Origin of the sequence: uncultured Subdoligranulum sp., from assembly GCF_963931595.1 — a bacterium.
GTDB lineage: Bacteria > Bacillota > Clostridia > Oscillospirales > Ruminococcaceae > Gemmiger.
This window is the reverse complement of record NZ_OZ007030.1, coordinates 1,357,396-1,378,173: the sequence shown is the minus strand read 5'-3', so window position 1 is coordinate 1,378,173 and position 20,778 is coordinate 1,357,396. Positions and strand designations below refer to the sequence as shown.

General features: G+C 55.3%; 23 protein-coding genes and 1 pseudogene. All 24 read left to right on the top strand.

What is annotated here, in order from left to right:
- Positions 1–270 precede the first annotated feature (270 nt).
- The 24 genes and pseudogenes from ABGT73_RS06580 (at position 271) to ABGT73_RS06465 (ending at position 20,766) form a co-directional block, all read left to right on the top strand.
- On the top strand, positions 271–1,554 hold the full coding sequence (locus tag ABGT73_RS06580) for a hypothetical protein (RefSeq protein WP_346669005.1): 1,284 nt from the start codon (positions 271–273) through the stop codon (positions 1,552–1,554).
- Positions 1,551–1,937: a VRR-NUC domain-containing protein gene (locus tag ABGT73_RS06575; RefSeq protein WP_346669004.1), complete on the top strand. Its 387-nt coding sequence runs from the start codon at positions 1,551–1,553 to the stop codon at positions 1,935–1,937. The genes ABGT73_RS06580 and ABGT73_RS06575 overlap by 4 nt, the downstream gene beginning before the upstream one ends.
- The gene (locus ABGT73_RS06570) at positions 1,934–2,740 is read left to right on the top strand and encodes a ParA family protein (RefSeq protein WP_346669003.1); all 807 of its coding nucleotides are present in this window, start codon (positions 1,934–1,936) and stop codon (positions 2,738–2,740) included. The genes ABGT73_RS06575 and ABGT73_RS06570 overlap by 4 nt, the downstream gene beginning before the upstream one ends.
- Entirely contained in the window at positions 2,737–4,218 is a 1,482-nt protein-coding gene (locus tag ABGT73_RS06565) for a ParB N-terminal domain-containing protein (RefSeq protein ID WP_346669002.1), read from the top strand. Before ABGT73_RS06570 ends, ABGT73_RS06565 begins: the two co-directional genes overlap by 4 nt.
- Positions 4,205–4,764: pseudogene (locus tag ABGT73_RS06560) on the top strand (MT-A70 family methyltransferase). Before ABGT73_RS06565 ends, ABGT73_RS06560 begins: the two are co-directional and overlap by 14 nt.
- 174 nt (positions 4,765–4,938) lie before the next feature.
- On the top strand, positions 4,939–5,355 hold the full coding sequence (locus tag ABGT73_RS06555) for a hypothetical protein (RefSeq protein ID WP_346669001.1): 417 nt from the start codon (positions 4,939–4,941) through the stop codon (positions 5,353–5,355).
- Positions 5,352–5,792, top strand: a complete 441-nt coding sequence (locus ABGT73_RS06550) for a hypothetical protein (RefSeq protein WP_346669000.1) — start codon at positions 5,352–5,354, stop codon at positions 5,790–5,792. Before ABGT73_RS06555 ends, ABGT73_RS06550 begins: the two co-directional genes overlap by 4 nt.
- Positions 5,785–6,471 carry a site-specific DNA-methyltransferase gene (locus ABGT73_RS06545; RefSeq protein ID WP_346668999.1) on the top strand — a complete coding sequence of 229 codons (687 nt, stop codon included), beginning with the start codon at positions 5,785–5,787 and terminating at the stop codon, positions 6,469–6,471. Before ABGT73_RS06550 ends, ABGT73_RS06545 begins: the two co-directional genes overlap by 8 nt.
- Before the next feature lie 27 nt (positions 6,472–6,498).
- Entirely contained in the window at positions 6,499–7,029 is a 531-nt protein-coding gene (locus ABGT73_RS06540; protein WP_346668998.1) for a hypothetical protein, read from the top strand.
- An 11-nt stretch (positions 7,030–7,040) separates the two neighbouring features.
- Positions 7,041–7,418, top strand: coding sequence for a hypothetical protein (locus ABGT73_RS06535; RefSeq protein ID WP_346668997.1), 378 nt, complete (start codon positions 7,041–7,043; stop codon positions 7,416–7,418).
- A gap of 810 nt (positions 7,419–8,228) precedes the next feature.
- On the top strand, positions 8,229–8,795 hold the full coding sequence (locus ABGT73_RS06530) for a phage terminase small subunit P27 family (RefSeq protein ID WP_346668996.1): 567 nt from the start codon (positions 8,229–8,231) through the stop codon (positions 8,793–8,795).
- Positions 8,792–10,543 carry a terminase TerL endonuclease subunit gene (locus tag ABGT73_RS06525; protein WP_346668995.1) on the top strand — a complete coding sequence of 584 codons (1,752 nt, stop codon included), beginning with the start codon at positions 8,792–8,794 and terminating at the stop codon, positions 10,541–10,543. The genes ABGT73_RS06530 and ABGT73_RS06525 overlap by 4 nt, the downstream gene beginning before the upstream one ends.
- Positions 10,540–11,934 (top strand): phage portal protein, encoded by a 1,395-nt coding sequence (locus ABGT73_RS06520; RefSeq protein ID WP_346668994.1) that lies wholly within the window; start codon positions 10,540–10,542, stop codon positions 11,932–11,934. The genes ABGT73_RS06525 and ABGT73_RS06520 overlap by 4 nt, the downstream gene beginning before the upstream one ends.
- The gene (locus ABGT73_RS06515; protein ID WP_346668993.1) at positions 11,921–12,739 is read left to right on the top strand and encodes a head maturation protease, ClpP-related; all 819 of its coding nucleotides are present in this window, start codon (positions 11,921–11,923) and stop codon (positions 12,737–12,739) included. Before ABGT73_RS06520 ends, ABGT73_RS06515 begins: the two co-directional genes overlap by 14 nt.
- A 21-nt stretch (positions 12,740–12,760) precedes the next feature.
- Entirely contained in the window at positions 12,761–13,963 is a 1,203-nt protein-coding gene (locus ABGT73_RS06510) for a phage major capsid protein (protein WP_346668992.1), read from the top strand.
- A gap of 10 nt (positions 13,964–13,973) precedes the next feature.
- Entirely contained in the window at positions 13,974–14,285 is a 312-nt protein-coding gene (locus ABGT73_RS06505; protein WP_346668991.1) for a head-tail connector protein, read from the top strand.
- Positions 14,286–14,346: 61 nt separating this feature from the next.
- Positions 14,347–14,604, top strand: a complete 258-nt coding sequence (locus ABGT73_RS06500; RefSeq protein WP_346668990.1) for a hypothetical protein — start codon at positions 14,347–14,349, stop codon at positions 14,602–14,604.
- Between the two features lie 27 nt (positions 14,605–14,631).
- Positions 14,632–15,084 (top strand): HK97-gp10 family putative phage morphogenesis protein, encoded by a 453-nt coding sequence (locus ABGT73_RS06495; RefSeq protein ID WP_346668989.1) that lies wholly within the window; start codon positions 14,632–14,634, stop codon positions 15,082–15,084.
- A complete protein-coding gene (locus tag ABGT73_RS06490) occupies positions 15,085–15,435 on the top strand; it encodes a hypothetical protein (RefSeq protein WP_346668988.1) in 351 nt (116 codons plus the stop codon).
- Positions 15,435–16,082: a major tail protein gene (locus ABGT73_RS06485; RefSeq protein WP_346668987.1), complete on the top strand. Its 648-nt coding sequence runs from the start codon at positions 15,435–15,437 to the stop codon at positions 16,080–16,082. Before ABGT73_RS06490 ends, ABGT73_RS06485 begins: the two co-directional genes overlap by 1 nt.
- A gap of 26 nt (positions 16,083–16,108) precedes the next feature.
- Positions 16,109–16,432 (top strand): phage tail assembly chaperone G, encoded by a 324-nt coding sequence (locus ABGT73_RS06480; protein ID WP_346668986.1) that lies wholly within the window; start codon positions 16,109–16,111, stop codon positions 16,430–16,432.
- A gap of 50 nt (positions 16,433–16,482) precedes the next feature.
- Positions 16,483–16,953 (top strand): hypothetical protein, encoded by a 471-nt coding sequence (locus ABGT73_RS06475; RefSeq protein WP_346668985.1) that lies wholly within the window; start codon positions 16,483–16,485, stop codon positions 16,951–16,953.
- 9 nt (positions 16,954–16,962) lie between these two features.
- Positions 16,963–20,064: a phage tail tape measure protein gene (locus ABGT73_RS06470; protein WP_346668984.1), complete on the top strand. Its 3,102-nt coding sequence runs from the start codon at positions 16,963–16,965 to the stop codon at positions 20,062–20,064.
- Entirely contained in the window at positions 20,065–20,766 is a 702-nt protein-coding gene (locus tag ABGT73_RS06465) for a hypothetical protein (RefSeq protein ID WP_346668983.1), read from the top strand. It abuts the gene before it with no gap.
- Positions 20,767–20,778 lie beyond the last annotated feature (12 nt).

The following is a 20,778-nucleotide window of genomic DNA, read 5'->3' as shown; positions in this document are numbered from 1 at the left end:
CATATCCACGGTCCGGCAGACAATAAAAAGCACGGCCAGCAGAAAGCGGGCCGTGGAGGAAATGAACAGAATAACAAAGAAAGGGGCCAGCGTCGTATAGCTGTGGCGGCTGACGCTGGCCCGATCATAAGGGCGGCACGATGCAGAGGCAGGGTGCCTGTAAAAAATATACCATGATGCGCGCTGCACGTCAACAGAAAGGGGGCCAAAAGCCCCTATGACGCCCTTGTAATAGGTACTAATGTTTCGACGAAAGGCAGCTATCACACTATGGCACAACAGGTGAAAGAGAAGGCGCTGGGGGCTGGGGGCGCAGCGCCCCAGGGTTGCAGGCAAGCCGCCGGAAGAAAACCTGGGAGAGCGGAAACAGGAAGCGGCGGCGCGGCAGAGCAGAACAAAAAGAAAGCCCACAGCGTGCGCTCTATCCAGCAAAAGAAAACTGGCAGAAAGAAGGCGAGCACCGGGAAGTGGGAGGCATACGACTACGAGAGCGCCTACGAGCTGCCGCTGGATCAGCTGACAGAGCAGCAGCTCCAGGAAATGATAGACCGGGAGCGCAAAGTCATATATGCCACAAAGACGATCAAGCACGGGCACCAGTGCGACGTAGAAATATACCCGGACTTCACACATCTACCGGGGAACTTGCCGAAAGAGCGGAGCAACCGAGAGGCACAGCGGAACTTGAACGACAGAAACTCCCGCAAGGAGTGCGAAAGACGGATCAATGAGAATTTCGGGCCAAGCGACTACTGGGTGACGTTGACCTGCTTACCGAGGGAGGAACCGCAGACAATGGAGGAAGCGCTGCGGATTTTCCAGAACTACATAAAGCGGCTGAACTACCGCAGGAAGAAAAAAGGGCTTGACCCGGCACGCTACGTCTACGTGACAGACTGGACGAAGAACGGGAGAAGAACCAGGACACACTACCACCTGGTGCTGGATGGCGGCTTGCCGATGGACGAAGTGCTGGAGCTGTGGGGCAAGGGAAGGAAGAACACGGTGGAGTACCTGACCCTGGACGAACGGGGGCTGTCTGGCCTGGCCTACTACATCACAAAGCCGCACGCCAGCGACACAGAGGACATAAAACACAAGAAGCGCTGGACGGCCTCCAAAAACCTGCGCCGCCCGGCGGAGCATAAAAACCACCAGGCATTTGGGCGCAGGAAGGTGGAGGCAATGGCAAAGGCCCCGGCGGATATATACGGGACAATGGAACGGAAGTACCCGCGCTATTGGTGCGAGGACGCAGAGGCGCGGTGGAATGGTAGAAACGGATATTTCTATATCCGGGCCGTGCTGCGCGAACGATGCCAGGCGGGGGACGTTGTGACGATCACCGGCAAGTCGGAGCTGCTGGAAACTCTGCCGCAGCCGATACAGAAAAAGCTGGGAAGATACAAGCGGTTCCTGGTGCTGGCGGTTGACTATACAGTGCCGGGATGGGAAACAGCACAGCTGCAGCCGGAAGGCACAAGGGAACGGATCGCCTGCCCGGCGCGGGCTTGCATTGTAAACGAAAGACGGAAAGGAGAGAAAAAACGGTGATCCCCAAAAAGACAGAGGACGGGGAGCAGCAGGCGGTGATAGAGTGGGCCGGGATCATGAGCAACGCACACCCGGAGCTGCTGAACTTGTACCACGTACCGAACGAAGGGAAGAGAAGCAAGGCGGAAGGAGCCAGACAGCTGCGGATGGGATTGCGGCCAGGTGTGCCCGATCTGATCCTGGACTGGCCGAGCGGGCAATACCACGGACTGCGAATTGAAATGAAGGTGAAGCCGAACAGAACAACGAAAGACCAGAAGGACTGGCTGGACAGGCTGGAGAAAGCGGGCTATTTCGTGAAAGTATGTTATTCGGCAGCAGAGGCGATTCAAACAATCGAGGCATATATTTCCATGCAGAAAAGGAAGGTGCAAAGACGATGAAAACCATAGCGATCATGGCCCAAAAAGGCGGCACAGGGAAAACCACGACGGCAACGACGCTGGCCTACTATCTGGCGGAAATGGCCGGGCCGGTGCTGCTGATTGACGCAGACCAACAGGGGAACGCGTCGCAGATTATGGGGGCATACGATCCGCTGGAGTGGGGAACGGAAAAGCTGCTGGAGCCGACACCCGGCGGGGCTGAAATCGAAGACCTGAAACAAACCAGAAGCTGGCAGCCGGTAAAAAAATACCCGGCGGTTGACGTTGACGTGATCGCGGCCTCTGCGGCGCTCATGGACGCCAACATGGAAGTGGCGGCGGACGCGGTAAACGACCAGGTACACAGGATCAAGGAACGCCTGGAAACGGTGGCGGATCGCTACAAATACGTGGTAATAGACTGCGGGCTGCTGCTGGATATGGCGGCACTAAACGCCCTGGTGGCGGCGGACCTGTGGATCGTGCCGGTGAAGCCCGGCGGGTTTGAGGTGGACGGCCTCCAGCGGGTGCAGGAACAGCTGCAAGAACTGCGGGAGCTGAACAAGGGGCTTGAAATGTGGGTTTTGCCGTGCATGTTTGGGAAGAGCAACGCGCACCGGGACGTATTGCAGCACCTGCACAGCCTGGGGCACAGAGTAACACTGGCAACGATCCGCCGGGCGGTGATCGCAGAATCGTACACGGCGGCTTCCATGCCGCTGCCGGTTTATAGCCCACGCTGCGGGGTGGTTCGGGACTACGAGAAGCTGGCCTGGGAGGTTATGGCCTGGAGCGGAGAAAAGGAGGACACGAAAGAATGACAGGACGCAGCATTTTGGACGGGCTGAACGCAGCAAGCAAGGCGGGCGTGAAGGCTACGCCGTCGGCGCGCTTTCGCACGAAAGAGATCGACATCGACAACATCTACAGAAACGAATTGAACCAGTACAGCCTGGAAGGGGTGGATGATCTGGCACGATCCATCCTGGTGGCGGGCCGCCTGTTCCACAACCTGGTTGTGGTTTACGATCCGAACCGGGAGGGCGGGGAAGAGTACCGGCTGGTGTCGGGAGAGCGGCGGCTGCTGGCGCTCCATAAGCTGGTGGACTGCGGGCACGCGGAGTACAAACTGGTAACTTGCCAGGTGATCCCGAAAGGAACACAGGCAGAGGAACGCCTGGCCGTGATCCTGGCGAACACGCAGAGAGACAAAACGGCAGCGGACCGCGTGCAGGAGTATGAAGGGATCAAGAAGAGCCTGGAAGAAATGCGGGAAGCCGGGGTTGATTTCTACGGGCGGAACTTGAAAGAAGGAAAACTGCGGGACCACATGGCGGCGATCATGCAGGAAGCGGACGGGACACTGGCGGCAATGGAGAAAATCAGCCGCAGCCTGACGCCGGAACTGCGCGAACTCATGGAAGAGGGCAAGCTGAACTTCACGACGGCGACGGCAGCCGCCAGCCTGACGCAGGAAGAACAGCACAGCCTGGCGGAAATGAAGGAAGAGAGCGAAGGCGAAGGGGATCGGATCACAAAGAAGGATGTGCAGGCGGTAAGGGAAAGCAGCGCAAGGGAAAAGCTGCGGGAAGAGTATGCGGCCAGGCCGTGCGAGAAAAAAGAGGGAAGCACCTGCAGCAATGCTGATAACCTGATCACGTTCTACCGGGACGGGGCAACGTCGGGGTGTGCAGGGTGCTGCGCATGGTGCACCGAGCGGAAGAACTGCGAGAAGTGCTGCGCGGAAGTAAAAAATGGCCTCCAGGAGGCCGCAGAAGCGCAGGACCGGCAGGAACAGGAAACAACAGGGGCGGAGGAGAAAAACGCGGCACAGGGCCGCGCAGAGGCCGACCAGGGCTTTCTGGATGACGCGCACCCCGAACACGCGGGGACGTTGTGCTATTCCTGCCTGCACTGGAGCGAGTGCAGCGAGAAATCGGACCGGGTGACAGCCTGCGACAAATATAAAAACCCGGCGGCTGAACGGCAGCCGATTGAACAGGCGGCGGAAGTACAAACGCGCCAGGCAACCGAGGAAGAGGCAATGCGGACGGACGAACAGCTGGTGACACTGCTGCACGACGCCGTGGACAACTTGCTGGAGGACGGAATGGTAAACCAGCAGGAGGCGAACAAGATCAAGTCGCTGCTGGCCGCTATGCACCGCCGATGGATCAACACGGGATGCTGGAAACCGTACGGAGCGGCGGAAGAAGAGGACGAACGCGAAAAGCGGAGAAGCCAGGACGCGAACGCCAGGAAAGACGAAAGGGGCGAAAGCGGAAATGTCAATAGTTGACATTTACAACAGCCCCGGCGGGTACGGCGTCATATATGCAGACCCGCCGTGGAGCTATCGACAGAAAGGACGCGGCGCGGCTGCAAACCACTACCAGACAATGGCGGCGGAAGAGATCAAGGCCCTGCCTGTGGAACGCCTGGCGGGGAAAGACTGCGTTTTGTTTATGTGGGCAACCTTCCCGAACCTCCAGCAGGCGCTGGACACGATCCGCGCCTGGGGATTTGAATACAAAACACTAGGCTTTTGCTGGATAAAGCAAAACAAGCAGGGGGGGTATTCTGGGGGCTGGGGAGCTACACGAGGCAAAACCCGGAGGTGTGCCTGCTGGCGACACGAGGACACCCGAAAGTGAAAAGCCACAGCGTACACAGCGTGATACAATCGCAGATCGAAAGACACAGCCAGAAGCCGGAAGAAGCGCGAAGTCGTATTGTGCAGCTTTTGGGAGATCAGAAAAGGCTGGAGCTTTTCGCACGCACGACTTCCAAAGGGTGGGACAGCTGGGGAAACGAGGTGCAGGAGAATGAAGCAACCGTGCCATAAATGCGGACGTAGGCGCATAGGGTGCCATGCAGGCTGCGAAGATTACGCTGATTATAAAGCAGAGCTGGAAAGGCAGAGAGAGTACACAAAGAAATTCCAGTACATTGACCCCATGAACCAGACGCACGAGCAGGAGAAGAAAAACCGAAACAGGAAGTACAAAGGCGGGAACCAATGAATGAGTATATAATGGTAATCAAGCCGGAATGGGTGGAGCGGATCGAGGCCAGGGAGAAAACTCTGGAGATCAGAAGAACGAAACCGAAAACAGAAAGGCCGATTGCGGACGAAAACCCCATAAAGGTATGGGTGTATGAATCGAAGGCGGCAGGGCGCGGAAGAGGCAAGATCGTGGGGCATTTCGTATGCCGAAAAATAAGGCGGTTCGATGCCCGGCGGGACGATCTGGAACTGCGCCGGGCAGCCAGGGTCCCCTGGCATGAAATGAAGGAGTACCAGGGAGACAGGAGCCATTTGTTTGCGTGGGAGATTTCGAGATACACGAAACTGGCGGTTCCGTTGCCGTTGGAGGCGGTGGGGTGCTACGTTGCGCCGCAGAGCTGGTGCAAAAGAAGGAGGATGCCGGAATGAGCAAGGAACGGGTGTATATTGGAACCATAAGGGTCGAACGCGCAACGAACGAGTGGCAAAGGGAGTACGCGCTGCCGGTGGGGTTCAAAGAAAGGTACACGGAGGAAGAGCAGAAGGCGCTGCGCGAAATCTGCGACCTGTCCGACCAAGAGTGCGAAGAAATGCGCAAAGTGTACAAGACGTTCCCGCAGAAGCTGACGCTGTGCGACAGCACAAGCAGCCAGGGGGACTGCCTCATACTGGGATGGCCCGAAGAGGCAGACGCCCAGGCGTACGCGGCGTTTTGGCTACTGGAGCAGATGGGCGGGGACTACATGGGGGACCGCGAAGGATTCGACGAAGCCTGGGAAAAAGGAGAATATGACCCCGGCGGGCCTATGCTCATAAGCAAGGATTTAATTGAGATCGAAGGAGAAAAGCAAGAAAAACATGATTGAAGCGAACACGATCAACTGTCTGGACTGCCTGGACGGACTGGCGCAGCTGCCAACGGGATGCGCAAAGCTAATTGTGGCCGATCCGCCGTATTTTATGGGACTGACACACAACGGGCAGCACGGGCAGTTCAACGATCTGGCGGTGGCGAAGCCGTTCTATAAGCAGTTGGCGCGAGAGCTGCGCCGCGTGATGAACGACAGGGGAGAGTTTTATATTTTCATGGACTGGCGCGGCTGCGCCTTCTATTACCCGATTTTTGCAGAGTACCTGCCGGTAAAAAACATGATTGTGTGGGACAAAATGAGCGGGCCGGGAAATTTCTATAATTCAAGCCATGAATTCATCCTCTACGGGTGCATGGACCCGCAGACAAAAAAACACGCCAGAAACGTATGGAGAGAACGGGGGTTCACGTCCGGCAGCATCCAGACTGACGGCGAAAAAATACACCCATCACAAAAGCCGGTGGCGCTTATTCAAAGAATTATCACAGACGCAAGCGTCCCTGGCGATTTGGTGGTGGACCCGTTCGCCGGAAGCTGCACCACGGCGGTGGCCTGCGTGCAAACAGGCAGGCGCTATGTGTGCTTTGAAATTTCGGAAACATACGCAAAGGCTGGGCAAAGAAGAGTGGACAGACTGCTGGAAGAGAGAATGGCCAGGGCCGCGCAGAAGTAAAGGCAAAAGCGGCCAGAAGGGGAGAAGATGGAGACATACACCGAAAAGGCACTAAAGGCCATTGCGTCCGGGAACGCCCCGGCGGAACAGGAAGCCCTGGAGGCCGTGATCGCGCAGGCAGTAAAAAAAGCCATGAAAGAGATCAGGCGAACGGATCAGCAGCAGGCGCTGCACAACACCGCACTGTTGATGGAGAATTACCGCGCATTGAAGGGGTACGAGGGCAGGGCGGTGGACAACGCGGAAGTGGCACGCCTCCACGGGGCAGAAGTACAGGGGGAGGCGTGGCTGCGATCCATACGAAAGAACAAAACCCGCACGGCGGTGATGCTGGCGCACCTGGACGCGGCACTGGAAGAACTGGAGAAGGAGACAAGGCAAAAAGGGCGGGCGTATATGTTCGACGCCTACAGGATGCGGTACATGGAAGGAATGGCCGCCGAAGAGGTAGCGGAACGATTGAACACGGGCAAAAACTCGCCGGGCAGATGGTGCAAGCAGCTGAACGAAAGACTGGCCGTTTTGCTGTTTGGCATTGATGGGATCAGGCGCTGGTAAAGGAGAAACAAATGAAAGCGAATTACGGAAAGAGCAAACAGCCTCGCAGGACAAAAGACAGGGGCAGACAATCACAGGCGGTCGTGGTGGTGGCGTCGTACCAAGCAATCAAAGAAGCAATGGAGGAAGAAAGCGAGAGGGTAGAGCGCGAGGCAATCCAGGACGCCGGGGCGATACTGTACGCGCTTGTGCCGATCCATATCGGGCAGCAATATGTGGAAAAGTGGCACGCGCTCATGGATAGGGTTTTGAAGGCAGGAAGAAAAGTAACTGCCGCAGAGCTGGAGGAGTGGTACGAAGAAGAGGAAGAGGCGAATGTACACCCGCCGGAAAATCAAAAAGCGGGACGAAAGGAAGATGAAACAGGCCCGGCGGAACGGGAAGAATAAGCACGGCGCGACCGCGCGCGGCTATCACCTATAGTCCAAGAAAAGCTAATGGGGAAAGGTTGGGGATTTTCTGGGGTTTTAATGGTGAGTGCAACATGATAAACTGATAGCGTGGACAGGCAGGAACACCGGGCAGAAATGCCCGGTGTTTTGCTGTTTGTACGCCCTCCTATAACGGGAGCCAGGGCGAGTCATAGCGCCCTGGCTCATGCGGGGCGGAGGCCAGAGGGAACAGGAGAAGGAGATCGTGCTATTAAAATACTGCCGGTGTGGCGCGATTATACCGGCCAACACAGAGCGCTGCGCACGCTGCGAGAAGCAGCAGAGAAGCCGACACACGGAGTACAACGCGCAGTGCAGAAGCCGAAAGGCTGCGGAGTTCTATGTGTCGAAAGAGTGGCGAACAATACGCCCGGCTATTATATCTGTGTATGATGGCATAGATGTATGGGCGCTTTGTATGGGCGAGAAGCTGCTGGCAGCTGATGAAGTCCACCACGTCGAAGAGTTAGAAACGGCGTGGGATCGTCGGCTTGACCCATTCAACCTGTTCCCCCTGGCTCACGCCTCACACACTGCAATAACGGCCATGTACAAGAAGGACAGGGCCAGCATGAGGCAGGCGCAGCGGCAGCTGCTGGAGGCGCGGAGGCGATACTTTGAAAGCAGGGGGGGCTATAAAAAAGTTTTGGAGCGAGCCGGATTAGTCGCGCCCCCCTTTAGTTTGGAGAAAACTCCCCACTGAAAACTCCCCAAAGGAGGGAAAACCGGGAAGGAAAGCAACAAAAATACAAAAAGGAGGCCCCACAGATGGCCGGAAAAAGACAGCCGACCGCGGTTGTGGTGGCAAAAGGAAAAAAACACCTCACAAAGGCAGAGATAAAGGACAGAGAAAACAGGGAACTGGTTGCAGCACATGACAATATAGCGCCCCCGTCCTGGCTATCAAAGGCGCAAAAGCAGAGATTCAATGCGCTGGCGGCGGAACTGCTGAAAATGGAAGTTCTTGCAAATGTGGACTGTGAAGCGCTGGGCCGTCTGGTTGTGGCGGAATCGCAATATGTACAGATCACAAAGGAGTTAGAGAAGCAGCCGATCACGTTCACGGCAAAAGTGCCGAGAAAACCGACGGTAGACGACAACCCGGACAAAATCGTGGACGGAAGCGTGTGGGAAGAACGGCAGATCGTGAACCAGGAACGGAACGACCTACTGATCCAGCAGGACCGCGCGTGGAAACAATGCAGGCAAGGCGCTGCCGATTTCGGGCTGTCGATTGCACAACGGTGCAGGATCGTGGCACCAACCGCAAAGGAAGCCGCAAAAACCAACAAATTTGAGAAATTCAGGAAGGACAAGGCGGCGGCTGGGAAATGAAAAAGACCAGGGACCGCACAACACAGTACGCAAAGGACGTACTGGCAGGGGAAATTATCGCCGGTGAACTTGTAAAGCTGGCGTGCAAAAGGCACCTGGACGACCTGGAACGCTCAAAACTGGCGGCATTTCGGTACTATTTCGACGTAGAAGAGGCAAACGATCTACTGGAATTTGCCGAAACGCTCACGATAGCGGAGGGAGAAGAGCAACAGCAAGTAGTTCTGTACCCTTTTCAGTGTTTTATACTGGGAAGTTTGAACGGGTGGAGAACAAAAGAAAAAAAATATAGGCGTTTCCGCACCTCATACGTGCAACTGGGCCGACAAAACGGAAAGAGCTTTCTCAACGGAATTTTGGCGGCGTATTACGGGAATTTCACATCCTATCAATACCCGAAAATCTTCTGCGCGGCCACAAAGCAGGATCAGGCGAATATCGTATTTGAGGAAGTGGCGAAATTCATCAATTCGGACGCCGATCTGAGCGAGCTTTTCCGCATACATGAGCACAACCACACGATAGAGTGCCTTTGCACGCACGGAGAAATAAAAGCGATTTCCGGCGACACAAAGAGCCTGGACGGACACCGGCCATACCTGGGAATTGTGGACGAATACCACGCACACAAAACGAACCAGATGTACAAGCTGCTAGAAGGTGGCATAAAGAAAATGAAGTCAGCCCTGATTTCGGTGATCACTACGGCAGGGTTTGACCAAAAATCGCCGTGTTTTGCCCTATATGAGCACTGCAAGACGATACTGCGCGGCGGTACATCCATAGACGCGCAATTCTGCTTTATTGCGGAAATGGACGAAAAGGACGATCTGTGGAAGCCTCAAAACTGGCTGAAAGCAAACCCTGTGCTAGAGTATGACAAGGACGCGCTAGAAAACCTGATCCCCGTCGCAGAGGCTGCAAGACAGATGGGCGGGGAAGATTTGAGAGACTTCCTGGTGAAACAGCTTGACAGGTGGGTGCAATGGTCCAACCGTGTATATATCCAGGACATGGAGAAGTGGCACGCCTGCCGAAGCGATAGAACGCTGGCAGATTTCAAGGGAAAACGGTGCTTTGTTGGGCTTGATCTATCAAGCGGCGGAGACTTAACCACTGTGGTGATTTTGATACCGTTTGAAGTGGAAGGAGTACGAAAGTATTTCCTGCACAGTCACAGCTTTATACCGGCAGCGCGCCTCCAGCAGCACGTGCAAAGCGACAACGCCCCATACGACAAATGGGTGGAGGACGGCCTGGTGACCGTCACCCACACAATGGGCGGAATCAAAACGGACTATAAATACATTTTGACGTATTTATCCGTGATGGTGGAGCTGTACGGGCTGAAAATCGGCATGGTGTGCTACGATCCACACAACGCCTCCGCCTTTTTAACAGACCTGGAGGCGCAGGGATGGCCGTGCCTGGATATTATCCAAAGCGCCAGAAGTCTTTCGGACGCCACGGAGGATTTCCGGCTGGAGGTGTACGCCGGAAATGTTGAGTACAACAAAGAGGAGGAGCTGCTGACCTGGAGTGTGGCGAACGCCAAAACGATTACCAACAACTACGGGGAAGTAAAGATTGACAAGGAAATGCAAACCGAGCGAATAGACCCGGTTGATGCCGTCATAGACGCGTGGAAGGTAGCAATGTGCGGAAATGACGAAATAACAGGGGACGAAGCGCTGGAGCAGTGGATGGAAGTGTACAATCAATACACAGCAGCAGGAAAGGGAAAATGAATCTATTTCATTGGTTTATCAAAGGCGTGACAAGTTTCTTTTCGAGGGCCGCCCCGGGACCCCATGGAGCACTAAAATGCCGGGAGGAAACGGAAGCGGTCACGGTGAAGGCAGGAGACGTTAGAAACTCTACGCGCGCAGAGAGCGGATGGGAGAGCCTGGGAAGCGTAAAGTTTTTGCAATGGCTGGGGCTGGCGAAGGATCAGCCGAAAGCGGTTGAAAATGTTACCTATTTCACGTGCCTAAAAATGCTGTCGGAAACGATGGCGAAAATGCCGATCAAAGTCTACAGCTACGACCAGTACGGCCCGCTGGAGATTGATCCGGCAGAGGACAGGCTGGCGTACCTGCTGGACGTAAGACCAAACCCGCTTATGACGCCGACAACATTTTGGACGGCGGTTGAAAACAACCGAAACCACTACGGGAACGCCTATGTTTATGTGCGGAGAAAGCTCAAAAAGCAAAAATACGGGGGGACCCTAAGCCTGCAAGACCTGTGGATCATGCCGTCGAAACGCGTCCGGGTTTTAATTGATGATGCGGGAATTTTCGCGGGAGAAGGGCGGCTGTGGTACGAATACACAGACGAATACACGGCCCGGCAGTACATTTTCAATTCTGACGAAGTGATGCACTTTAAGTCGTCGCACACATTCAACGGGCTGGTAGGGGAGAGCGTACAGTCCGTTCTTGCCTCCACCGTACGCGGACAGGCTGCGTCCCAGGAGTTTCTGAACGACCTATACGAAAATGGCTTGACGGCGCGCGCTGTCCTGGAATACACGGGCGATCTGTCCAAAGCAGGCAAGGAAAAGCTGCGAGAAAGCTTTGAAGAGATGGCAAACGGGCCTAAAAACGCAGGCAGAATTTTGCCAATCCCGATGGGATTCAAACTCACGCCGATGGACATAAAACTGAGCGACGCGCAGTACCTGGAACTGAAAAAGTACGGAGCGCTCCAGCTGGCGGCGGCTTTTGGAATCAAGCCCAACCAACTGAACGACTACGAACGCGGAAGCTACGCGAACAGCGAACAGCAGACAATCGCCTTCCAAGTCGAAACCATGCAGTACAACATAAAGCAGTATGAGGAAGAAATGGCCTACAAACTGCTGGACGGGCCGAAAGACAAGAGACGGATCAAGTTCAACGAAAAGGCGCTGCTGAGAACGGACAGCAAGACGCAAATGGAGATTCTGAAAATGGGCGTAGAGGGGACCATTTACGAACCGAACGAGGCCCGCAGATACGTGGACAAGCGAGCAGTGCCGGGAGGCGACAAACTGCTGACGAACGGCGGCATGATCGCGCTTGATCAAATGGGAGCGCAGTACAATGTAAGCCCGAAAGAAGAGAAGAAAGGAGGAACCGAAAGTGCCGAGACTTGATTTTGAAGCCAGGGACAGGGACGGCGTGCTGAAAAAGTACGGATACCTGGACATGGAGGATGGAGAAGAGGAAGAACCGGCGAAAATGACCTTTTACGGCGATATCGTCTCCAGCGAAGCGTGGGGGGCAGACAGGGAGCCGCAGCAGATCGTGGACTTCCTGGCAGAATTGCCGGAAAACAAGCAGATCAATCTGTATTTCAACAGCCCCGGCGGGGACGCTTTTGCCGGTGTAGCAATGTACAACATCCTCAACCGATGGAAAGGGAAACGGGTGGGGTATGTGGAAGCAATCGCGGCAAGTGCGGCAACCATGCCCCTGATGGCGTGCGACGAAATCCACATGGGGACCGGCGCGGAAATCATGATCCACGATCCATGGACATGGACCGCAGGGAACGCCGCATACCTGAGAGACTGCGCGGACAGGCTGGAAAAAGTCGGGGATCACTACGCCGACATTTACGCGAAAAAAGCAGCGGAAGGCGTAACCAGGGAAGAGCTGCGGCAAGCAATGACGGCGGAAACCTGGATAGACAGTTCCAACGCCGCCAGGTATTTCGACATTATTACCGACGGCGGAGAGGCTGCGGCCCCGGCTGCCTCTGTATTTTATAAAAAATACAAAGCGGTGCCGCAGCACGTGCTGGATGCACTGGAAGCCCAGGAAGCGGCCAGAATGGCCGCACAGAGCGCCGAAAGAGTGACGGCGAAAAACAACCAGGCCAAAGCGGCAGACGCCGCAGAGGAACGGCAGAGCCGCGCACAGGCCCTGCTGTGCGACTTATATCTTTACGGAACCTGAAAACAAGAAAAGGAGAACACAATGAACAAAAAACTGAGAGAAAAGCTGGCTGCGATCAACGCGAAAAAGGCGGAGGTCAAGCAGCTGGTGGACGACAACGAGATCGAGAAGGCAGAGGCCGCCAAGGCCGAACTGGACAAGATGCAGCGCGCTTTCAACCTGCTGCTGTCCATGGAGGACGAGGAGGGGAAGAACGCCCAGACCCAGGCCCAGGCAGGAGCGATGAAGGAACCCGAAGGAGGCGAAAAGAAGCCGCTGACGTTTGATCGACTGAGCCGCGCGGTTGTCAATGCCCTGGGAGCCGCCGTTGGCCGCCGCAAAATGAACGACGAGGATCGCCAGATCATCAAGGATTCCATGACGGAAGGAACCGACGCGGACGGCGGCTTGACCGTACCGAAAGACATTCAGACCAAGATCAAGGAGCTGCGCCGGTCCGACGACAACCTGGAGCAGTACGTAAACGTGGAGCCGGTAACCACCATGAGCGGTTCCCGCGTGATCGAAAAAGAGGCCGATACCACCCCGTGGGAGGAAGTGGAAGAAAACGGCGACTTCAACGAGACCCAGACCCCGCAGTTCGCCTCCATTGCCTACAAGATCACCAAGAAGGGCGGCAAGCTGCTGTCAAGCCTGGAGCTGCTGTCCGACACGGCTGAAAATATCATGGCGTATCTGATGAAGTGGATCGCCAAAAAGACCCGTGCAACCCGAAACGCAAAGATCATTGCCTGTGTGGAAACGATCACCAGCGGCCACGAAGTGGAGGTATCCGACCTGGACAGCTTGAAGGACATCTTCAACGTGATGCTTGACCCAGCGATCGCGGCCTCCAGCGGCGTGTGGACCAACCAGGATGGCTACAACTGGTTGGACAAGCTCAAAGACGAAGAGGGCCGGTACATTTTGCAGCCGAACCCGGCGGACAAGACCCAGGACCTGCTGTTTGGGCGCTATCCGGTCCACAAGCTGTCCAACAAAGTGCTGAAAACTGCTGTTGACAGCGGCCAGCACACCAACACCTACCCGATCTACTGCGGCGATCTTAAAGAGGCCGTGACCCTGTTTGATCGCGAATACATGACCGTGGAAAGCTCCAAGGAAGCGGGCACCGCGTGGGACAAGGACCAGCTGGCAATCAAAGTACGCGATCGTTTCGACGTGCAGCCCGTGGACAAGTCCGCGATCATTAAGGGAAAGGTCACCGTTTCCACCGCAGGCTAAGGAGGACGCCGTGAAAGACGGGACAAAACACAAACTCCTGAGTTTGGCGAAGGCGTATGCCAGAATTGACTACGCAGACGACGACAGGGAGCTGCTGCCGCTGCTGATCGACGCCACGGCACAAACAATGGGAGAGCTGATCCCGAACTTTAACGCGGACGAAATGACGCCGCGCCAGCAGTTGCTGGCGATAATGACCGTGAAGCACCTGTATGACAACCGGGAAAAGTACGGGACAGCACAAGACAAGCTGCGGGGCGCGGCATCCTCCATTTTGCTGTCTGAAATGTACGAAGGGAAGGAGGCGGAAGCCAGTGTATAGGCGTGTGCGAATTTTTGAGTGCGAAAACGGGCCGGGGCCGCGCCGGACAGAAACCAAAAAAATGATTTGGGCACCGTGGGCCGACGTGCAGACATATGCAGCAAAGACCAAGTCACAGTCGCAGGAAATCCTGCGCGAAGGCGAGATCGCCCTGGAGCTGCGCCGATGCGAGAAAGCGAACGAAATCCGCCGCCATGTTTTCCGACATGACAAAAGCTACCGCGTGGAAATGGACGGGGAAGAGTTTGAAGTACAAACTGCTGACTTTGCCAGGAACGACGGGGCGAAGATCAGGATCACGGCGTCCTACACTGCGTAATGTCAACAGTTGACACAGGGGGAAATAATGCAGATTCAGCTGGACGGAACGGCGCTGCAAGAACTTGCCCAGGCACTGGAGCGGGCGGCAGGGGATGAAACACGAGCGGCGGCGGACAAGCGGATCGTAAAGCGTGGCGCAGACCTTGCAAAGCCCGAAATGGAACGAAGGATACCACGAGCAAGGGATCACTCTACGTCGGGCAGCGCCACGAGCAAGCCGTCGAACGGCCCGGCGGCTGATAACGTGCCACAAGAAAACCCGAAAAAAGACGGGGAGGGGTACTCTGCAAAAGTTGGCTGGACGTTGGAGGATAACAGCGAATACTTTTACATGAAGTTCGTAAACTGGGGTACGCTCAAAATGCCGCCGCGCGATTTCATAACACCGACAGCACAAGCTGTAGAGCCGCAGCTGACAAAAATTGCGGAGGAGGAGTACCAGGAAGAGCTGGACAAGCACCTGGGAAAGTTTAAGTAAATGGACGTTATAGAAACAGCATACAAGGCACTGGAGCCGATCAGAGAGAGAGGCATACAAGTGCAGGAGGGCTGGTACGACGAACACTACAAGAACCTGCACATTACACTGTGGCCCTTGACAGAAACGCCGGAAGCAAGCAGCGACGACGGACTGGAAGTAGAAACAGCTGGGCTGCAGGTGACAATCTTCTCCACGACAGAGCAGGAAAGCCTGCGCCAGGAGATCAAGCAACTGCTGACGGGGGCCGGGGCGGCATACCAGGGGACAGACCAACAGCAAACAAGGATCGAGGCGGGAGTATATATCCGCCCGCTACGGTTTTTGTTTTATGAAGAAAGGAGCCAATAATGGCACAAGGAAAAACCATTGTGCGCAGCCGCTACTGCGGCTTGCGTGACGTGTACCTTGCGAAGGTGACACAGAACACTGCGGAAGGCTACACTGCGGAAACGCCTGTAAAAATGGCGCGGGCGATCACCGCGAAGATTTCCGACAAGTACACATCGGAAACGATCTACAGCGACGACGGCGTGGAGGGCGTGAACCAGACCTACGAAGGCACGGACGTGGAGCTGGAGCTGAACAGCCTGGCTGCAGCCGATAGAGCGGCATTTTTCGGGCAGGCATACGTAAAGGGATTTCTGATGAAATCCGCAGAGGATGAAGCGCCCGAGGTGGCTCTGGGCTATCGCGCCCGCCGCTTGAACGGAAAGTTTGACTTCGTTTGGATGTACTGCGGCAAGTTTGCGCAGGGCAACGAGGAGAACTACGAAACCGAAGGAGCAAGCAAAACGGCCCAGACGAACACGGTAAAAGGCAGCTTTTACCAGCGCGCCAAGGAGGACGTTGTAGAAGGAAAGAAAAAGCACCTGTTTGAAACCAGAGTGGACGAAGCTAACCTGGCCGTGGATGAAACCGAGGCCGCCACGGCGATCCGGGACTGGTTCGGCGAAGTGCAGGAACCACCCGCGTCCGTTTCTGGCGCGGAAGGCTAAGGCACAAGGGATAGGAGGACGAGCAGATGGCAAAACGTAGCATTGTGGTAAATCAAAAGCAGTATTTTCTGCCGGACCACATCGACACGCAGGCGTACCTGGATTACTGCGACGTGCAGGACGAACTGGACAGCGCAAAAAACTACCGGCGCAAGCACTTTGAGCAGATGGCCCAGGCAATCTGCCATGTGTATGGGGACCAGTTCACAGTGGAGGACGTAATGGCCCGAAAGTACGGGCTGGAACCGTCGCAAATTCTCACAGAGTTTGCGGCACTGGAGTATTACGTGATGGAGCGCGTCAACAAAGACGTGGAGGCAATCACGGGAAATTTTACAAAAGAGGCTTAACCCCAGAGGTTGAGCTGAGAAAAGCGGGAGCTTGCAGCACAGCCGACAACGTGACGGTGCTGCAAGCCCGCATTTATTGTGACTATATGCGACGGATTGAGACAGAGAAAACAGCAGGGAGAGCAGTACAGGATAATATTCAGCTGTTGGCCGCGTTTTTCAACGTCCCCCGGCGAGAAATATACAGCGAAAGCATAGAAGCCCTGATGCTGGCGGCGAAGATGCTGCACTTCACCATGCAGCAGATCGTCCTGCCGAAGTTTGCGATCCTGTCAACGGAGCCGATAGAACCGGCTGAAAAATCAATTTTCGATAAGTACGACGAAGAGCAAGACGCAAAAGCAGGATATACCGACGAAACAAGGGATCAGTGGGCTGTGTGCAAGGCGAACATCGAAGCCGTGACACGGATGGCGATCAGGGTTTTGCGGGAAAGCTACAGCGACGCACAAAGGGAACCCTTGATGAAGTTACTGGAGTACATAGCATACGAAATCAGACACAACGAAAATAAGGGGTGAAACAACGCCATGAGCGCGGGCGCAAATGTCAGAGTATCGGCCAATAGCTCACCGTACCAGCAGGCGCTGAAAGCTGCCCGCGATAGTACGAAACTGCTTGCAAGCGAATTCAGCCTGGCGAGCACGCAGGCAAAACTTTTTGGAAGTGCAACCGATCAGCTGAAAGCGAAGCAGCAGGAGCTGACAGCAAAAATCACGGCACAGAAACAGATCACGAGCCTGCACAACACCGAGGTGGAACGGCTCACCAAAACGCTGGACGATCAGAAAAACAGGCAGCAAGAACTGGGGCAGCAGCTCCAGGCCACAAAGGCAGCATACGAGGCCCAGAAGAAGGCAACCGGCGAGGACAGCGAAAGCACACAAGAGCTGGCAAAACAGGTTGCCGATCTTAAAGAAAAGCAGAAAAACCTGGACAGCCAGATCGCAAGCACAGAGGGGAAACTGCAAAAGGCGACTATCGCAGAAAACAACAGCAAAAAGGCAACCCTGGAACTGGAAAAGGCCCTGGAGCAGACGAACAAGCAGCTGCGCGACACGGCGCTGGACAATTTCAAAAGCAAGCTGGACGGCGCAGCGGGATCGCTGGAAAAGCTCCAGCCAAAAGCGAACGCAATTTCGGCAGCCGTGGTGGGCACAGGAGTGGCGGCAGGAAAGTCTGCAATGGATTTCGAGGACGCATTTGCCAAAACCAAGACCATCATGGACGAACAAGAGGTCGGGTACGAGGACATGAAGTCCGCGATCATGGACCTTTCCGACCAAACGGGCGTCAGCGCGGCAACGATAGCGGAGGACGTGTACAACGCGATTTCGGCAGGACGAAGCACCGGCGAGGCGGTGGACTTCCTGCGGTCAAATATGGCGCTGGCACGCGCGGGCTTTGCTGATACGGGGCAATCCCTGGACCTGCTGACCACGATTTTGAACGCATACGGGGACAAAGCCTACGATGTAAATACTATATCGGATATGCTGATCCAGACGCAGAACAAGGGCAAAATCGAGGTTGGAGAAATGGCGTCAGCCATGGGCGCGGTAATTCCTATTGCAAGCTCCACAAATACACAGCTGGATCAGCTGTCTGCCGCGTACGCCATTATCACGGCTGGCGGTATCCATGCAGCAGAAGCATCGACATACTTAAAAAGTATGCTGAACGAGTTGTCGAAATCAGGAACGGACGCAGACGTGGCGCTGCGAGAGCAAACCGGAAAAGGTTTTTCCGAGCTGATGGAAAGCGGCATGAGCCTGGCGGATGTGCTGGCGATATTGAATGACTACGCACAGAAAAATAACGTGTCGCTGAAGGATATGTTCGGCAGCGTGGAGGCGGGCACGGCAGCGCTTTCTCTTATGAAAGACGGGGCGGACGGATTTAACCAAATGCTGGAAACGATGCGAACCAGCACAGGAATAACGGACGCGGCACTGGAGAAACTGGACACAACAAGCTATCAGATCCAGATCGCGCTGAACCAGGCAAAAAACGCGGGCATAGAACTGGGCGACGCACTTATGAGCCGAGCGGCACCATTCATTGACGCGGCCACGGAAAAGGTAAAGAGTGCAACGGAATGGTTCAAAAGCCTGGACGATAGCCAGAAGGATAACGTAATAACCATAGGGCTGTACGCGGCGGCACTGGCACCGGCGCTGGCGGGGGTAACGGGCCTTGTAAAAGGGGTGTCCTCTGCGGTAACAGCGTATAAAAATATCAGAAACGGGATCACGGCAGTGGTAACGGCACTGACCAGCGAAAACGCTGCAAAAATTGCATCTACTGCCGCGACGACGGCGCATACCGTGGCAACCAGGGCCGCTACGGTTGCACAGAACGGACTGGCAGTGGCCCAGGCGGCACTGAACGCCGTAATGAACGCAAACCCCATTATTCGGGTGGTTACAGTGATTGCGGCACTTGCTGCGGGCCTGGTGATTGCGTACCAGAACTGTGAATCGTTCAGAAATGCGGTAAACGGCGCAGTAGAAGGAGCAAAGCAGGCGTTCGAAGGGCTGAAAGCGAAAGTGTCGGAGGCAATACAAAGCGCTGGAGAGGCGTTCGGAAGGTTCGCGGATCAGGCAAAGCTGAACTTTGACAGAGCGAAGCAGAGCCTGCAAGAGACGACAACGAACATCCAGACGAAGATGCAGGAGATCGGCCAGACGATCAGCACAAAGTGGGAAGAGGTGAAAACAAAAAGCGGCGAAATTTGGCAGGGAATCAAACAGACGGTTTCCGGGAAGCTCCAGGAAGTGCAGCAAGATAACCAGCAGAAGCTGGATGCGATCAAGCAGGCATACGAAAGCCACGGTGGCGGAGTTTCGGGCATTGTGGCGGCGTACCTGGAAACGATCAAACAAAGATACACCACGGCCTACAACGCGCTGAACACACTAACCGGCGGGAAGTTTGGCGAAATGCTGAACACGGTAACTTCAAAAATGGAAGGAATCAGACAGCAAGCTGCAAACGCCCTCCAGAACATCCAGAGCAACACACAGCAGCGGCTGGCGTCTATCCTGCAAGCATACAATAGCCACGGGGGCGGCCTGCGGGGCGTTGTGGCGGCTTATATGGAGGCGATCAGGCAGACATACCAAGGGGCGTATGATGCAATAAACAGCCTGACAGGCGGACGTTTTGGGAATATCGTAAACACGATACAAAACGCCATGAACAACGCAAAAAATGCGGTAAGTTCGGCAATAAACCAGATCAGAGGATTTTTTAATTTTTCGTGGAGCCTACCACACCTGGCAATGCCGCACCCGTATGTACGGGGCAGCTTTTCCCTAAATCCGCCGAGTGTACCGTCTTTTGGTATAGACTGGTATGCAACGGGCGGAATCATGCAAAAGCCGACGGCGTTTGGCATAAACGGATCGCGGCTCATGGTTGGCGGAGAAGCGGGAGCGGAGGCAATCCTGCCGCTGGCCCCGTTCTATGCGCAGCTGGAGCAGATGCTGGACGACAAAGTGACAGCGGCGCTTAGAGCAATGCGTGTAGAGGTGTACGTGGTGAATCAGCTGGACGGGGACGACCTGAGCGCAAAAGTAACGTCGCGGGTTTCCTCTGCGCTGGCCGATGAAGCGGAAAGGATCAGATAAATGAAGATCAACGGCGAGGATATAGGGAGATACAAAGCAAAGCAGCTCACCGTGGAATTTGAACCGCCGCAGGATGGGAGCGGGTACGAATGGCCGGAGGGGATGCTGATGCCCATAGAGAGCCAAACGGTACAGAAATGCGGGAAATGTACAGTTGTGCTGCTGCTGAGAGGCGAGAACAGAAATGAAATCACGAGGAATTCGTCCACGCTGCACGGCCTTTGCCTCCCCGGACCGGTGGAGCTGACGCTGGATGGGTACAAAGGTACTTACACCGGATTCTTGAAAGAATTCAAGCCGGAGAAAACGATCACGCCGAAATCGTACAAGGTGCAGGCGGTGTTTTCCGGGTGGATGAAGGACACGCCCGTGAAACTGGAATACATAGGGCAGACACAGGCAACCCTGCACCGGGTGGGATCGCGTCCGACAGCGTGCGTGCTGACGATTAAACCACAAACCAACATTGAAAAACTCACAATGAAGGGGTGGGGAAATCACGACGTGACCGTGGAAAATATGACAGCAGGCCACGCTGTCGTGATAGACGGGAAAACCGGGCTGATCACACAGGACGGGGAGAACAAGGCGCAGGACGTAACGCTGTGGGCGCTCCCTGCTATGGACGAAACGCAAAAGACGATCACGTGGGACAACGAAAGCTGCGACATAGTGGTGGAGTACACGCCGCTATGGCTGTAAAGGGAGGTAAAA